The organism is Paeniglutamicibacter quisquiliarum (genome assembly GCF_019084045.1).
In the GTDB taxonomy this organism is placed as follows: domain Bacteria; phylum Actinomycetota; class Actinomycetes; order Actinomycetales; family Micrococcaceae; genus Paeniglutamicibacter; species Paeniglutamicibacter quisquiliarum.
This window is the reverse complement of record NZ_JAHRED010000001.1, coordinates 344,468-359,690: the sequence shown is the minus strand read 5'-3', so window position 1 is coordinate 359,690 and position 15,223 is coordinate 344,468. Positions and strand designations below refer to the sequence as shown.

The following is a 15,223-nucleotide window of genomic DNA, read 5'->3' as shown; positions in this document are numbered from 1 at the left end:
ACCCACCACCGTTCGCCGCTTTTCCCCCAACTCCGCAGCAGCATCTTTTGAAAGGCATCCACCACCATGAGCATGAAATCCTTTCCCAAGCCTTCCGATCTCCAGGTTCCCCCGGGCGCCGAGGGCTGGGAGGAGCTCTACCCGTACTACCTGGTCTTCCAGGACGCACTGAAGGCCGAGGAAGACGAGAAGTTCTGGTTCTGCGATTCCCAGCACTGGCCCACCGTCTTCAAGCCGTTCGAGACCATCGGCGGGGAATTCGCCGTCAAGTGCCTGGGCCAGTACAACGCCCGACACCTGATGATCCCCAACGCCAACGGCATCGACTTCCGCATCCACCTCGGCTACCTCTACATGTCCCCGCTTCCGGTGCCCAGCGAGCAGATCGCCGCCCGCGTCCCTGACTTCGAGGCCCGCATCGGCCACTACTTCGCCAATTGGGAAGAGCTGCTGAAGGCCTGGCACGTCAAGGTCAAGGGCACCATCAGCGAGATGGAAACCCTCAGCTTCGAGGCCCTGCCCGAGCAGGTTCCGATGGCGGACATCCTTTCCGGCAAGGCCAAGGACGGCTCGGAGGTGCTGCTGGAGAACTACGACCGGCTGATCCAGCTCTGCTACCAGAACTGGCAGTACCACTTCGAGTTCCTGAACCTGGGCTACATCGCCTACCTGGACTTCTTCAACTTCTGCAAGGAGGTCTTCCCCAACATCCCCGACCAGTCGATCGCCACCATGGTCCAGGGCGTGGACATGGAACTGTTCAAGCCCGACGACGAACTGAAGGAACTCGCGGCACTGGCCGTGGAACTGGACCTGTCCGGCGCGTTCTCCAACACCGACGACCCGGCGGCCACGCTGGCCGCGATCGCGGACTCCCCCGCCGGCGAGCGCTGGCTGGCTCGCTGGGAGGAGGCCAAGGACCCGTGGTTCAACTTCACCATCGGCAACGGCTTCTACGGGCACGACAAGTACTGGATCGAACACCAGGAGATCCCGCTCGGCTTCATCGCCGACTACATCCACCGCCTGCAGGGCGGGGCGAACATCCTGCGCCCCACCGACAAGCTGATCGCCGAGAAGGACCGCATCGTCGAGGAGTACCGGGACCTGCTGGATCCGGAAATCCGCGAGGTCTTCGACGCCAAGCGCACCCTTGCCGCCACCGCCTACCCGTACGTGGAAAACCACAACTTCTACATCGAGCACTGGACCATGGGCGTGTTCTGGCGCAAGGTGCGCGAACTGTCCCGCATGCTGCATGCCCAGGGCCTCTGGAACGAACCCGAGGACATGCTCTACCTCGGCCGCAACGAGGTCCGCGACGTGCTCTTCGACCTGGTCACTTCCTGGGGCATCGGCGCCGGCGACCCGATCGGCAACGTGGTGTGGCCACAGGAGATCGAGCGCCGCCGCGGCATCGTCGACGCACTGAAGACCGCCCGGCCGGCCCCGGCGCTGAACACCCCGCCCTCGGCCATCACCGAGCCGTTCACCCGGATGCTCTGGGGCATCACCACCGAACAGGTCCAGCAGTGGCTGGGCGGGGACGAGGATTCCGAGTCGGGCGTGCTCAAGGGCATGGCCGCCTCCCCCGGCCTGGTCGAGGGCGTGGCCCGCGTGGTCATGCATGCGGACGACCTCTCGGACGTGCAGGCCGGCGAGATCCTGGTCGCCCCGATCACCGCCCCGAGCTGGGGCCCGATCTTCGGCAAGATCAAGGCCACGGTCACCGACATCGGCGGGATGATGAGCCACGCTGCCATCGTCTGCCGCGAGTACGGCCTGCCGGCCGTCACCGGAACCGGCAGCGCCTCCACCACCATCCGCACCGGCCAGATGCTGCGCGTGGACGGAACCAAGGGCACCGTCGAAATCCTCGAGGAGGCGCCCGTGGTCACCGGCCCCGGGGCGCACTCCCACGCACACGTCTAGGACCGCTTCCCCCCATAGCGGTTCCGGACATCCAAAGGTGGGCGGGGCACCCCAAGGCCCCGCCCACCGCCTACCCCCGATTCCCCACCCCACAGCATTCGCCCCAGTGAAAGGCCCCCGGTACAGACAATGAGCACCGAAGCACACACCCCGCCGGGCACGGTGTTGGTCACCGGCGCCGCCGGAGGCCTCGGCCGGGCCTTCGCCCTCGGATTCGCACGGCGCGGCTATGCGGTCGCCGCGGCGGACATCGATCCTGCCGGAACCGCCGAGACAGCAGAAATGGTCCGGGCCGCCGGCGGCCGGGCCGAGGCCTTCACCGTCGATGTCACCAGCCCCGCCTCCACCGACGCGCTCGCGGCAAAGGTTGCCGGCTTCGCCGGCGGCCAGGTCCAGGTGCTCATCAACAATGCAGCCATCTACGCCACCGTCACCCGCTCGCCCTTCGAGGACATCGACTTCGAGGAATGGGACCGGGTCATGGCGGTGAACCTCAAGGGTCCCTGGATGATGGCCCGGGCGCTGAGCCCGCACCTGGGAGCCGGCTCGCGCATCATCAACCTGGCCTCGGCCACCGTCTACTCCGGTTCCGAGCAGTGGGCCCACTACGTGGCATCCAAGGGCGGGGTCATCGCCCTGAGCCGGGTCATGGCCAAGGAACTGGGCCGGCGCGAAATCACCGTCAACACCATCGCCCCGGGCTTCACCCTTACGGAGGCCAGTTATGGGCTGATGGACAACGCCGAAAACTACGGGGTAGACCGCGGTGCGCTCAAGCGGGCAAGCCAGCCCGAAGACATCGTGGGGGCTGCGCTCTTCCTCGCCGGTCCCGATTCCTCCTTCATCACCGGTCAGACGCTCGTCGTCGACGGTGGCCGCCAGTTCATCTAGAAAGGTCGATTGAACCTCATGCCTACAGTCCACTTCACCGATGCAGCCGGTGCCACCACCACCATCAACGCCAACACCGGCGACTCGGTCATGGAGACCGCGGTGCGCAACGGCGTCACCGCCATCGTCGCCGAATGCGGCGGTTCGCTCTCCTGCGCCACCTGCCACGTCTTCGTTGCCGAAACCGACCTGCCGAGCCTGGAACCCATGGGCGAGATGGAGGACGAGATGCTCTACGGCACCGCCGTTGACCGCGAGGACAACTCCCGGCTCTCCTGCCAGATACGGCTCTGCGAGGACCAGGAACTCCACGTCACCACCCCCGAAACGCAGGTCTAGGACATGGACACCGCCACCGTTCCCTCCCGTGCCGGGGCCGACGCACCGGAGGCGGGAACCGCCACCGGCCTGCTGATCATCGGCGCTTCGCAGTCCGGGGTGCAGCTGGCCATCTCGCTGCGCGCCCTGGGCTACACCGAGCACATCACGCTGCTGGGCGACGAGGACCACCGCCCCTACCAGCGCCCGGCCCTGTCCAAGGAATTCCTGCAGGACAAGGTCGGTTCCGAATCCCTGATCTTCCGCACCAACGACTACTGGATCGAACACAACATCACCCTGATCAAGGGCGAGCGGATCGAGTCCGTGGACTCAAACACCGACGGCAGCGGAATCGCCCGCGGCACCTCCGGCACGACCTACCCCTATCAGCGTCTGGCCTTGACGGTCGGCGCCCGACCGCGGCACCTCGAGGCCCCCGGCGCCGAGCTGGACGGGGTGGTCTACCTGCGCAATGCGGACGACGCGCTGCGGCTGAAGGAACTTGCCCCCGCCACCACCGACGTGGTCGTGGTCGGCGGCGGGTTCATCGGCCTGGAGGCCGCCAGCTCGCTGGCCGCCATGGGCAAGCGCGTCACCGTCCTGGAATACGGGCAGCGCCTCGTGGGCCGGGCCGTGGGCACCGAAACCAGCGAGTACTTCCTCACCGAACACCGCAAGCGCGGCCTGGACATCCGCATCGGGGCGCGCATCGAGCAGATCCTCGACGACGGCGACCGCACCGTGGGCGGGGTACGACTCGAAGACGGGTCCGAGCTCACGGCCCAGATCGTCCTGGTCGGCATCGGGGTCATCCCCAACACCGAGCTCGGCGAGGCCCTGGGACTGGAAATCAACAACGGCATCGTCGTGGACGCCGGGGCGCTCGCCTCCGACGGCACCACCATCGTCGTCGGCGACGTGGCCAACATGCCCAACCCCGTTCCCGGCGCACCGGCCGGTGAGCGCATCCGCCTCGAGTCGGTGAACAACGCCATTGAGCACGCCAAGGTCGCCGCCTACTCGCTCATGGGACGCAGCGAGGAATACGCCGGCATCCCGTGGTTCTGGTCCAACCAGGCCGACATGAAACTGCAGATCGCCGGGCTGTCCACCGGCTTCGAATCCACTGTCATCCGCCGCGACCCCGACAAGGGGAAGTTCACCGTCCTCTACTACCGCGGCGGGCGCATCATTGCCGCCGACGCCGTCAACGCCCCGCTGGATTTCATGGCCGTCAAGCAGGCCCTGGCCGCCGGCAAGTCCATCGACCCGGAACGGGCCGCCGATCCGGCCACCATGCTCAAGTCCCTCATCGCCTAGCCGCCCTCCCCCACCTACTCTGCCCTGATGCAAGGAGCCGCACGCGCCATGAACACCCTGACCGACACCGATCCCGGCGCCGCCTTCGCCGCTGCCTATCCGCAACGTCCCATTCCCGCTCCCGGGAAGGTGGACACCAGCCCGATTTGCCTCACCCCGGGGATCGAGGCGGACCTGCTCCCGCTCTGGGCCGCGGTGGTTCCCGAGTCCCGTGCCCGCGGCAACGACATCCACCTGCCAATTTCCCTGGCCTTCGCCCGCCGCCTGTGCGACGCCTACCCGGAAGCGAACCGCGAGCTGGTGCTCGTGGCCACCCTGTTGCACGACACCGGGTGGGCGCACGTGGATGAAACCAAGATCATCTCCGAGGGCTTCCGCGGCGACTGGCGCAAGGCCGGCATCCGCTTTGAGCACGAACGCCTGGGCTGTGACGTGGCCCGCCGCGTGCTGCCCCCGCTGGGCTACGAGCCCGGGTTCATCGAGGCGGTCTGCGCCATCATCGACGGGCACGACACCCGCCCGGTGGCACACTCCCTGGAGGACGCGCTGATGCGTGACGCCGACCGGCTCTGGCGTTTCGACCACGCTGGCATCGCGCTGGCCGCCGGCTGGTTCTCGCAGAACCCGGCCGTGTACACGGACCGGCTGGAGACCGAGATCATCCCCGAGCTCATCACCCACGCCGCGGTGGACATGGCAACCACCGACCTGGACCGCTCCCGCGCCCTGTTGCAGACGGCGGTGCTGCGATGAGCACGCAACAGCAACACCTCCAGCATCAGCCAGGCGCCGCTGCCGCGCGCGCGGCCCTGGCCCTGCCCTACCGCTACGTTGACACCCATTTCATTGACGGCCAGTGGGTTGCCTCAACGGGTAGCGCCCGAAACGACGTCACCGACCCGGCCACCGGGTTGGTGTGGGGTTCGGTCGCCGACGGCACCACCGAGGACCTTGAGAAGGCGGTGGACGCGGCGCGAACTGCCTTCGACTCGGGCCCCTGGCCGCGGCTGTCGCCCTCCCAGCGGGCGGCCGTGCTGCTGCGCGTTGCCGATCAGATCGAGGCGCGCTCCACCGAGCTTTCGCTGACCAACACGTTGGAAAATGGCTCGCCGGTCTCCGAGACCAAGGGCGCGGCGGCAAATGCCGCCAGCATCTTCCGATACTTTGCCTCGCTGGCCCCGCTGCTGGAATCCGAGGACGTCCGTCCCTTCCCCAACGGCCTGGGCGAGTCCCTGGTGCGCCGGGACCCTGTGGGCGTTTGCGGGTTGATTGCCCCGTGGAACTTCCCGATCAACCTGATGGTCATCAAGCTGGCGCCCGCGCTGCTGGCCGGGTGCACCGTGGTGATGAAGCCGGCCTCCCCCACGCCGTTGTCCTTCAGGATCATCATGGATGGGTTGGCTGCCGCCGGTGTTCCGGCAGGCGTGGCCAATCTGGTCACCGGGTCCGGCCGCCTGGGAGACGCGCTGGTGCGTCATCCCAAGATCAACAAGGTCGCCTTTACCGGCTCCACGCCGGTGGGCCGCAAGATCGCCGCGGCCTGCGGTGAGCTGCTGCGCCCGGTCACCCTCGAATTGGGAGGCAAGTCCAGCGCGTTGGTGCTGCCGGATGCGGATCTGGGCGCCATGGGCGACACTCTCATTCGTTCCTGCATGCGCAACACCGGGCAGACCTGCTACATTTCCACGCGCATCCTGGCCCCTTCCCAACGCTACGACGAGGTCGTGGACCTGGTCACGTCCACCATTGCCGCCGCACCCCAGGGTGACCCGCTGGATCCGGCCACGGTGTTTGGCCCGTCAGCAACCGCCAGCCAGTACCGGACCGTGCTCGAGTACATCGAGTCGGGTCGCGCCGAAGGAGCCCGCGCCACCACCGGCGGCAGCAAGGCCCGGCTGGGCGGGGACCTGGACGCCGGATATTTTGTCGCCCCCACCGTGTTTGCAGACGTGTTGCCCGGGATGCGGATTTCCCGCGAGGAAATCTTCGGACCGGTGGTTTCGATCCTGCGCTACAACGGAATCGATGAAGGCATTGCACTGGCGAACAACACCGAGTTCGGTTTGGGCGGCATCGTCTTTGGCGCCGACACCGTGGCCGCGCAGACCGCGGCAGAGCGCATGGACACCGGAAGCGTCGGCATCAACTTCTTCGCGTCCAACCATGCCGCGCCCTTCGGCGGCCGCAATGACTCGGGGCTGGGCACCGAATACGGTCCCGAGGGCCTGGCAGCCTATTTGAGCTACAAGTCGATTCACCGCCGCTGAGGACGGCAAGCCGCGGGGCGTGTCAAGAATTCGTGTACCCGGCGACAATGCATTGACTGACAACGTTCTTCACACCCAACGTCATGGCCAGGCACATCGGATCCATAGGGTCGGACCATAGAGTCATAACTACCTCATGAAGGTGCGAGTGATGCGAGCACCGGCTGGATCAACGATTCATTCCCCCGAATCTTCCGGCCGGTGCTCAAACCTTTAACGGCGACGTCGCCGTTGGGACAACGCCCTGTCGATGCCGATTCTCCGCGGCCGCATAACGAATTCCCTCCGGTCGACTTACCCTTACTCTCCAAATGCGGGTGCTCAGCTTCAGGGTCAACAGCGAGATCATGGCCATCGGAGCATCTGCACTCATCCTTGGGGTTGCAGCAATTGCCGCAGCGGTGGCGCTGGAAAGTGCGTGGCTCTTCTTCGCCGCCAGCGCCATCGGCGGAATCGACTTCGGTGCGGGGTTTCAGGGTGGACTTCTCTCGGTGCTCGAATTGCTCCCGCCCCTTCAACGCGGCGGTACACTCTCGTCGCTCTATCAGGTCACCTATATGGCGTTCGGTGTGCCGACGCTGGTCGCCGGACTGCTCATTCCCACGCTCGGCCTGCAGAACCTCGTCAACGGGTATGCGGCATTGGCCATAGTCCTCTCACTGGTGGCGCTCGCACTCCTGCTTCGATCGCGCACCAAGCGCATCCGCCGGGCCGCCGCCACGACCTGATCGCGAAACCGGGTTCCGCCCCGGTCGGACGCGGAATCGGGGCACGGGATCAGCCGAAGGTTTCCGGATCGGCCGCCCCTCTTCGGAAGCCCCGCCCCGTGGCGCATAGCGTCGCCGTTTAAGCGTCCAGGACGCCGGGCCAACCACGACTTCACCCCCATGGGCTAGAATTTAGTTGAAGCGTCAACTTCAATTCTTTTCGACAACGACGGGGACCTCTTCATGGGCAACACCTCAACGCGCCGCGCCGACCGCATTCGACCCACGCGGTGGGTGATCGCTGCGATTCTGGCGGCCCTTGCATTCGTGCTCGCGGCCTGCGGAACAACCGCCGCGGCCGAAGACGGTCCCTCGCCCAGCGCACTGGGCCCCGGACTGCGGATGGGTCCCGTCGAATTGGTGACGTCCGACCTCGACGGGCTCCACCGCTTCTACACCGAAGGAGTGGGCCTCACCACCATCAGCAGCGACGAGGATGACGTTGTCCTGGGCACCGAGGACACCGAGCTCTTCCGCCTGATCGCGGCCGATTCCCCCGATGCTGCGCCGGATGACTACACCCAGGCCGGGCTCTACCACTCCGCATTCCTTTTCCCGGACGAGGCCGAGCTGGCCGCTTCCGTGCTGCGCACCGCGAAACAGGCGCCTGCCTCGTTCCAAGGTTCCAGCGACCACAAGGTGAGCAAGGCCTTCTACTTCGCCGACCCCGAGGGAAACGGCGTCGAGCTCTATGTCGATACTCCCGAGAACACTTGGGAATGGAACGACGGACTCGTCACGATGGGTTCGGCGGCGCTGGAGCCGAATGCCTTCATCGCCGAGCACCTTGGAAACCGTGCTCCCGCTGCCCGCGCCACGACTGTGTCGATGGGGCATGTGCACCTGCGCGGCGGCGACCTGCGGCAGGCCGAGGAATTCTACGAAGACGGGCTCGGATTCGCCGTGACGGCCCGTTCGGAAGGCGCCATCTTCCTGGCGGCCAATGGGTACCACCACCACCTTGCCGTCAACACCTGGTCCTCATCCGGAGCGGGCAAACGCCCGGAAAGCCTCGGCCTGCGCGTCGTCTCTCTCCAGGTGGCCGATGATGCCGAACTGGACGCCATCGCCGCCCGTCTTACCGCGAACCAGATCCCGCACGAGCTCGGCAACCTGTCTCTGGCCACCAACGACCCCTGGGGCAGCCGAATCATCGTGCGAGTTGAGGACTGACCCGGCGTGTGAACAGCTCGCGCTGACTTCTCACACCCAACACCATGGCCCGACACAAGAGATTCATAGGCTCGAACCATAGAGTCGGTATTACCTCATGTAGGTGCGAGTGATGCGAGCACCGGTTGGAAACACGATTTGTCCCCCGAATCTTCCGGCCGGTGCTCAAACCTTTAACGACGGATTTCATGCATCTGCACGTGCGGATCCACCAACCAGGTCAATCCTCGTCGTTCAATTTTTCCGGATCCGGCAATTCGATTTCCCGGGGCACAGCAGTTTTTCGTCGTTCCTCCGTGAAATATGCCAATTGCTCTTCAGGCGTCGCATTCAGTTTGGAGACGGAAGGTTCAATGCCCTGCGATTCGTTTTTCGTGTTATCGCTGGATTCCATGTTGCACGTCCTCAAACGACGGTGGGTGGAATGCCATCATGGCATTCCACCCACCGTTTGGACTACTAGTTTTGTGCGCTCTGGTATGCCTGCTCGATGACCGAGCCCCAGTATGGGCCGAACATCGTATTGCGGATTCCTCCGTAGCCGAAGCTGTTCACGGAGTTCTGGAACCCATCCGATCCACCCAGGAACCATGGCCCGCCGGAAGAACCGCCGGTCATGTTGCACGGAATTCCCTGCGACTGCGTCTGCCCGTACGGATCGTCGCTCGCGGCTCCACTGCATGACTGCAGGGTCTCCCCGTCAAATGGCCGTGCGGCCGGATAGCCAAAGGCGGTGTAGGTCAGTCCCCTGGCCTGGTTGAAGGCGACGCCGGAGGCACCGACTTGGTCTGCCAGGCTCACGCCGCTCTGGTCCGAGACCACTGCGAAGGCCGTGTCGTAGGTGATGTCCCCGCCTTGCGTCCATTGCGTCGGAGCGACAAGCTCAGTTGCCGCGAAAGACCCGTAGGGAGCGCTACCGTTTTCATAGGCAGGAACAAAGACCCAACGCGTTGCGAATGCGCCCGGACCCTCGTTGACACAGTGGCCCGCGGTCGAGACGGTCGCCTCGTTTGCGGCGACAACGGCGTTTCCGGAACATACGTAGTTCGCTCCACCCAAGGTGAAGAACACCTTGCCTATGTGTGACACGGGTGTCTCGGCCACGTTCTTGACCGGTTTGCTTGCAGTCGTTTTTGCCTTGCTTGCGCTTCGCCCGGCGATCTTGGTTGATTCACCGATATCAAGCAGGGCGTTCGACGCCGATTTGCCGCGGGTAAGGCTATCGGCGGGCTTGGCGTCCTTCATTCGCTGGGGTGTCCAGTAGTTCATTGCCGCTTCGGCCTGAGTCGAAGAGATCTTCTTCATGTCGACCGAATCGGTTTCGGACAGCGGGGCAGAGGTTGCCGTGGATGCTGTTCCACCGATCAGGGCGCCCGCGAGAAGAAGCGCGGCTACCGTCCTGCTCATGGATCGGCCCTTGGGATTCTGACTTACGTACGATGCTTGCACGTTTTTTCCTGTCCGGTGGCGTCATTGCCACCTTCAAAAGTGTGTGCCGAGGCACTGGAGGAGAACAGTCAAACACATGCTTCAAACAGCGCCTAGAGACTTTTGGCTAACATTTTCGAGGCCGAATATTCTGGACCCCAAAAATTTATGAAAGGAAACCGAACCCAAAATTCGAGGAATACCCACGAGTAGGTTAGCTGTCGAAATTGACAGCTTTTGTCCAAAACCATGCGTCTTCGGGCTGGCGCAACAGAATGTAGGGCATGTCCGGGTTCCTGTTTGGCCAAAGTTGCGAATCCACAACGGCCAAGGAGACCGTCCTTGGAATGTGAAGGAAAACGGCGGCAACGATGGCGGCGGCAGCAAGAAAAAAATTTCCGCTGACGCCTGATCGTGCCCTTTCAGGAGCAGCGGGTGCACAATCAAGACATGGACAGCATGTCCGAACAAGCGCGCTCGCAACTCATGGGCAAGATCCGCGGAAAGGATACGAAGCCCGAGCTATCCGTGCGAAAGCTGCTCCACGCAGCCGGATACCGCTACCGGCTACACGGCCGCATTCCACGTGGAACACTCGAGAAGCTGAAGCGAGAGAATCCCGAGACACCGCTGCGCGGCGGCAGGCTCCCCGGCGCCCCGGACATCGTCTTTCCCGCGCGTCGCCAGGTCGTGTTTGTCAACGGATGCTTCTGGCACCTGCACGATTGCCCCGCCGGGCAGCACGCGCCTGCGACCAACGCGCAGTTCTGGGCGGACAAGCGCAGCCGCACCCACGAACGGGACCAGCAAAACACTGCGGCCCTGCGAGCGCTGGGTTGGGAGACGATCGTGTTGTGGGAGTGCGAGCTGCGCGACCCGAAGTCCACGCTTGAAGCCCTCATCAATTTCCTGGGCCCTCCATCATCGGCCGGAGGGCCGCTGATCGATAGGGGGATGTAACGGCTTGGCCCCGATACCCGCGAATATCGTCGAGGGATTGCTCCACGACATGCATGTCGTTTGGCACCGTCGTTGCGACCCGGCGCGGAGCGCACCGCGAAGACGGATTTGATACCTAGCACGTGGAATCTCGCACCGTTCAGGGCAACCTTGCCGCACGAGATTATCGCCCCTAGGCACCGGGGTCGCTCCCGCGCTCCGATCGCCCGCTTGGCTACGAAGCGCAGACAAAGACAGGCAATACCAATTCTTCCCCGGCAATCCACTTGACGTTGCCACACAAACGGGCATAAAGTCATTCAAACACAGATTCATGTGTGGCACGTCACTGGATGCGAGGAAGCAATGTTTGCCGAAGAGCGGCACCGCCTGATCACCGAGAAGATCGCCGGAAACGGGAAGGTCACCGTCGCCGAGCTTTCGGCACGCTTCGAGATCACCCGAGAGACCGTGCGACGGGATTTGGCCCAGCTCGAGTCCGAGGGCACGCTGCGCCGGGTCCACGGCGGCGCGGTTTCCACGCTTGCCGCCAGCACGCGGGAGGAAAGCCACAGCGAGCGGACCACCATCCACGCGGACGCCAAGGGCCGCATTGCCCGGGCGGCGCACCTGCTGCTGCCAGGCGACGGCGTCTCGGTCATGCTGGACGCGGGAACCAGCACCGAGATCCTGGCCGGGCTGATCGCCCAGAACCCCGCCAACAGCCCCTCCTTGGTGATCACCCACGCGCTTCCGATCGCCGCCCGCATCGCGGCCAACCCGCAGATCCCCCTGGAACTCATCGGGGGCCGGGTGCGCGGGCTGACCAGCGCCGCCACCGGAGCCGGAACCGTCGAGCAGTTCTCCCGTCTCAGCGCCGACATTGCGTTCATCGGCACCAACGCCCTGCACTCGAACTTCGGACTGAGCACCCCTGATCCCATGGAAGCCACGGTCAAGACCGCCATGGTCTCCAGCGCCCAACGCGTCATCGTGCTCGCCGACTCCTCCAAATTCGAAAGGCTCACCCTCGTGCAATTCGCGAAGCTCGATGCGATCGACACCTTGGTCACCGATGCCGCCCCGACCGGAGAGTTGGCTGCGGCCCTGGAGGCCGCCGACGTGGAGGTGGTGCTGGCATGATCGTCACCCTGACCATGAATCCGGCGCTGGACACGACCATCGAGCTCGGTGCCCCGCTGGCCCACGGCGGTGTCCAACGCTCCCTGGGCAGCCACACCCAGGCCGCCGGCAAGGGCGTGAACGTCTCACGCGCCGTTGCATCCGCGGGCGTCAAGACCCTCGCGGTGCTGCCCGGAGCGGAAACAGATCCGCTGTTGCGCCGGCTGGTCGCCGATGACCTGGAGCACCGCTCGGTGCACATCGGCGCGCTGCTGCGCACCAACATCACGCTCACCGATCCGGACGGCACCACCACCAAAATCAACGAACAGGGCCCGGTGCTGAACACCGCGGTGCTCGCGGAGATCGTGCGCGTGGTCGTGGACGCCTCCCGCTCCGCCTCGTGGCTGGTGCTGGCAGGTTCGCTGCCGCCGGGCGCGGCACCCGGTTTCTACGCGGAATTGGTCGCCACGGTCCGCGAGGCCCTGGGCGAGGCAGCCCCGAAGATCGCCGTCGACACCTCCGAGGCACCGCTTCGGGCGTTGTTCGCCGAGCATGTGCAACAGCTCCCGGACCTCATCAAGCCCAATGCCGAGGAACTGGCCGAGCTTGCCGGCCAGGGATCGGGCGAGGACTTCGAGGATTCGCCCGCGGCCACCGCCGCGGCGGCCCGGGCGCTGCTGGACCGGGGGGTCGGCACCGTGCTGGCCACCCTGGGCGCCAACGGCGCGGTGCTGGTCAACGCCGACGGCGCCTGGCACGCCACGCACACCCCGATCACCCCGCGCTCCACCGTTGGCGCGGGAGATTCGGCCCTGGCCGGATACCTGCTGGCAGATGAAGCAGGAGAAACCGCCCCCGGGCGGCTGGCCCGCGCCGTGGCCTACGGCTCGGCCGCGGCATCCCTTCCGGGCTCCGCCATCCCCACCCCCATCCAACTGGCTCCCGACGCCGTGAGCGTCGAAGAGCTGACCCTGATCCCAAGGACGATGTCATGATCGAACTCATTAATCGCGGTCTTGTCAGCCTCGACGCCAATCTGGGCGCCAGCACCACCGAGGTCATCGAGCACCTGGTCGCGCTGGTCGCCGCCGAGGGCCGCACCTCGGACTCCTACGCACTGGCGGCCGACGCCAAGACCCGCGAGGCCAAGACCGCCACCGGTGTGCCCGGCGGCATCGCGATCCCGCATTGCCGTTCCGCCGCGGTGCTCGAGCCAACCCTCGCCATGGCCCGGCTGGCCCCCGCAGTGGACTTCGGCGCCAAGGACGGCCCGGCCGACCTGGTCTTCTTCATCGCCGCCCCGGAAGGCGCCGACCAGACGCACCTGAAGCTGCTCTCCAAGCTGGCCCGCGCGCTGGTCAAGAAGCCCTTCACCGCTGCCTTGCGCGCCGCCACCAGCGAAGACGAAATCGTGGAGCTGGTTTCCGCAGTGCTCTCCGATGACCCGGCGGTCGCCGCTGCGGCCGTTGCCTCGAGCGCACCCGCGGCACCAGCTGCTGCTCCGGCCGCCGAGGCAGCCGCCCCGGAACGCAAGCCCCGGATCGTCGCGGTCACCGCCTGCCCCACCGGCATCGCCCACACCTATATGGCAGCCGATTCCCTGGCCCAGACCGCCGAGGAACTCGGCGTCGAGTTCGCCGTGGAAACCCAAGGCTCCTCGGGTTCCACCCCGCTGTCCAAGTCCATCATTGACGCGGCCGACGCCGTGATCTTCGCGGTGGACGTGGACGTCCGCGACCGTTCCCGCTTCGCCGGCAAGCCGCTGATCCAGGTCCCGGTCAAGCGCGGCATCGACGAGCCGGCCAAACTCATCAACGATGCCATCGCCGCTTCGAAGGACCCGAAGGCCCGCCGCGTCCCGGCCGGCACGGGCGCCGAGGAGACGAGCGAGTCCACGTCCAAGGAATCCTTCGGCCGTGGGCTCAAGCGCGCCCTGCTCACCGGCGTGTCCTACATGATCCCGTTCGTCGCCGGCGGCGGCCTGCTCATGGCGCTCGGCTTCCTGCTCGGCGGCTACGCGATCACCGAGGTCGCCGACACCTACCTGGCCGAAAACACGCTCTTCAACCTCCCCGATGCCGGCCTGGCGGCCTACCTGGGCGCCGCGGCATTCAAGATCGGCAACCTGTCGATGGCCTTCCTGGTCCCGGCGCTGGCGGGCTACATCGCCTACGCCTACGCCGACCGACCGGGCATCGCCCCGGGCTTCACCGCCGGTGCCGTCGCCGTGTTCATGGACGCAGGCTTCCTCGGCGGCATCGTCGGCGGCGTGCTCGCCGGCCTGGCGGCCCGCTGGATCACCTCGTGGAAGGTCCCGCGCTGGCTGCGCGGGCTGATGCCGGTGGTCATCGTGCCGCTGCTGGGCTCGATCATCGCCTCCGGCCTGATGTTCCTGCTGCTGGGCGGACCCATCGCCAAGCTGACCGAGGCACTGAACACTTGGCTCTCGGGCATGACCGGGACCGCCGCCGTGGCACTGGGCCTGATCCTGGGACTCATGATGGCCGTGGACCTGGGCGGTCCGGTGAACAAGGTCGCCTACTCCTTCGCCGTTGCCGGCCTGGGCGCCGCATCCATCGCCGAGAACCCCGCCCCGCTGATGATCATGGCGGCCGTCATGGCCGCCGGCATGGTGCCTCCGCTGGCCATGGCCCTGGCCACCGTCATTTCGCCGAAGCTCTTCACCGGTGCCGAACGCGAGAACGGCAAGGCCGCCTGGCTGCTGGGCGCATCCTTCATCTCCGAGGGCGCGATCCCGTTCGCCGCCTCGGACCCGCTGCGCGTCATCCCGGCCTCCATGGTCGGCGGCGGCATCACCGGCGCCATGATCATGGGCTTCCACGTCCTGTCCCAGGCACCGCACGGCGGCATCTTCGTCTTCTTCGCCATGAACAACACCTGGCCGATGTTCCTGGTGTCCACGATCGTCGGAACGCTGGTTTCGGCCATCCTGGTGATCGTGCTGAAGAAGTTCGTCCGCAAGGCCGCACCGCAGGCGGTTGCCGTCGAAGAGGCAGCCCCCGTCGCGGCCTAAACACCCCCGCCCGTCCCGGATCAACG

Annotated in this window: 14 protein-coding genes; 12 read left to right on the top strand and 2 right to left on the bottom strand. The window is 65.8% G+C overall.

The annotated features are described in order from the left end of the window. The first annotated feature begins 66 nt into the window (after window positions 1–66). From KRR55_RS01570 to KRR55_RS01535, 8 genes are all read left to right on the top strand, one after another. Window positions 67–1,932 (top strand): PEP-utilizing enzyme, encoded by a 1,866-nt coding sequence (locus KRR55_RS01570; protein ID WP_217387282.1) that lies wholly within the window; start codon window positions 67–69, stop codon window positions 1,930–1,932. A 129-nt stretch (window positions 1,933–2,061) separates the two neighbouring features. Next, window positions 2,062–2,823, top strand: a complete 762-nt coding sequence (locus tag KRR55_RS01565; RefSeq protein ID WP_217387281.1) for an SDR family NAD(P)-dependent oxidoreductase — start codon at window positions 2,062–2,064, stop codon at window positions 2,821–2,823. An 18-nt stretch (window positions 2,824–2,841) separates the two neighbouring features. After that, entirely contained in the window at window positions 2,842–3,162 is a 321-nt protein-coding gene (locus KRR55_RS01560) for a 2Fe-2S iron-sulfur cluster-binding protein (RefSeq protein ID WP_217387280.1), read from the top strand. Between the two features lie 3 nt (window positions 3,163–3,165). Then, window positions 3,166–4,464, top strand: coding sequence for an NAD(P)/FAD-dependent oxidoreductase (locus KRR55_RS01555; protein ID WP_217387279.1), 1,299 nt, complete (start codon window positions 3,166–3,168; stop codon window positions 4,462–4,464). 48 nt (window positions 4,465–4,512) lie between these two features. Beyond that, entirely contained in the window at window positions 4,513–5,217 is a 705-nt protein-coding gene (locus KRR55_RS01550; RefSeq protein WP_217387278.1) for an HD domain-containing protein, read from the top strand. Then, window positions 5,214–6,731 carry an aldehyde dehydrogenase family protein gene (locus KRR55_RS01545; RefSeq protein WP_217387277.1) on the top strand — a complete coding sequence of 506 codons (1,518 nt, stop codon included), beginning with the start codon at window positions 5,214–5,216 and terminating at the stop codon, window positions 6,729–6,731. The genes KRR55_RS01550 and KRR55_RS01545 overlap by 4 nt, the downstream gene beginning before the upstream one ends. Before the next feature lie 311 nt (window positions 6,732–7,042). Further along, entirely contained in the window at window positions 7,043–7,459 is a 417-nt protein-coding gene (locus KRR55_RS01540; RefSeq protein ID WP_217387276.1) for a hypothetical protein, read from the top strand. A 222-nt stretch (window positions 7,460–7,681) separates the two neighbouring features. Continuing rightward, window positions 7,682–8,671 carry a VOC family protein gene (locus KRR55_RS01535; protein WP_217387275.1) on the top strand — a complete coding sequence of 330 codons (990 nt, stop codon included), beginning with the start codon at window positions 7,682–7,684 and terminating at the stop codon, window positions 8,669–8,671. 220 nt (window positions 8,672–8,891) lie between these two features. On the opposite strand, the gene KRR55_RS01530 is transcribed toward KRR55_RS01535, so the two are convergent. Together KRR55_RS01530 and KRR55_RS01525 are read right to left on the bottom strand one after the other, a co-directional pair. Beyond that, window positions 8,892–9,065 carry a hypothetical protein gene (locus tag KRR55_RS01530; protein ID WP_217387274.1) on the bottom strand — a complete coding sequence of 58 codons (174 nt, stop codon included), beginning with the start codon at window positions 9,063–9,065 and terminating at the stop codon, window positions 8,892–8,894. Window positions 9,066–9,130: 65 nt separating this feature from the next. Next, window positions 9,131–10,078 (bottom strand): trypsin-like serine peptidase, encoded by a 948-nt coding sequence (locus KRR55_RS01525; RefSeq protein WP_254455734.1) that lies wholly within the window; start codon window positions 10,076–10,078, stop codon window positions 9,131–9,133. Window positions 10,079–10,549: 471 nt separating this feature from the next. On the opposite strand from KRR55_RS01525, the gene KRR55_RS01520 reads away from it, so the two are divergent. The 4 genes from KRR55_RS01520 to KRR55_RS01505 all read left to right on the top strand — a co-directional run bounded on the left by KRR55_RS01520 (window position 10,550) and on the right by KRR55_RS01505 (window position 15,197). Beyond that, on the top strand, window positions 10,550–11,059 hold the full coding sequence (locus tag KRR55_RS01520) for a very short patch repair endonuclease (RefSeq protein ID WP_217387272.1): 510 nt from the start codon (window positions 10,550–10,552) through the stop codon (window positions 11,057–11,059). A 345-nt stretch (window positions 11,060–11,404) separates the two neighbouring features. Beyond that, window positions 11,405–12,181, top strand: a complete 777-nt coding sequence (locus KRR55_RS01515) for a DeoR/GlpR family DNA-binding transcription regulator (protein WP_217387271.1) — start codon at window positions 11,405–11,407, stop codon at window positions 12,179–12,181. Further along, window positions 12,178–13,158: a 1-phosphofructokinase family hexose kinase gene (locus KRR55_RS01510; protein ID WP_217387270.1), complete on the top strand. Its 981-nt coding sequence runs from the start codon at window positions 12,178–12,180 to the stop codon at window positions 13,156–13,158. The genes KRR55_RS01515 and KRR55_RS01510 overlap by 4 nt, the downstream gene beginning before the upstream one ends. Beyond that, window positions 13,155–15,197 (top strand): PTS fructose transporter subunit IIABC, encoded by a 2,043-nt coding sequence (locus KRR55_RS01505; protein WP_217387269.1) that lies wholly within the window; start codon window positions 13,155–13,157, stop codon window positions 15,195–15,197. Before KRR55_RS01510 ends, KRR55_RS01505 begins: the two co-directional genes overlap by 4 nt. Window positions 15,198–15,223: the final 26 nt, after the last annotated feature.